Annotated in this window: 1 pseudogene; it reads right to left on the bottom strand. The window is 41.7% G+C overall.

The annotated features are described in order from the left end of the window. Nucleotides 1–56 precede the first annotated feature (56 nt). Nucleotides 57–533: pseudogene (locus N482_RS25170) on the bottom strand (transposase); the annotation flags it as partial.

Genomic DNA, 533 nt, shown 5'->3' with positions numbered 1-533 from the left:
ATACATCGCCCTGTCAAATCTACCAGTTCTAAATAGTATTTAAATTCAAACGGTCATCCTTTAGGCATGTACTTTCTTGGATTACCAGAAAAACGCATGAGTGACTTAGGCTGTTTACCCTCTTTTGCTGTTTCAACGCGCTTTTTAATACTAGTATGGTCTGACTCTTCTGGCGTCTCTGCCATTTTGGCTCTCACAGGATTTAAATCCACATACGCTAAGCACGCCGCCAACGCGGCTTCATCTAACAAAGCTTGTGATTTAAAGCGCCCTTCCCAGAATCGGCCTGTGCAGCCATCTTCTCTATTCGCCTTACGCGCGATGTCTTCGTTTAGCGTTCGCATAAACCAGCTTATATCAGCTAGGCGCTTTCTATATTCGTCTATGAGCTCTGATAATAAACAACGCTCTGAGTTTGTAAGTGTTTCTCCATTGATAAACTTATGGGTTAACCAAGTCCCTTTAAATTGCTTATGCCAACGTATAACAATGGCTTTATCAGTCAGGCGTTTTGCTTTTTTATCATCTACATA

Source organism: Pseudoalteromonas luteoviolacea NCIMB 1942 (assembly GCF_001625595.1).
Classification (GTDB): domain Bacteria; phylum Pseudomonadota; class Gammaproteobacteria; order Enterobacterales; family Alteromonadaceae; genus Pseudoalteromonas; species Pseudoalteromonas luteoviolacea_A.
This window is presented reverse-complemented; position numbering and strand designations above follow the sequence as displayed.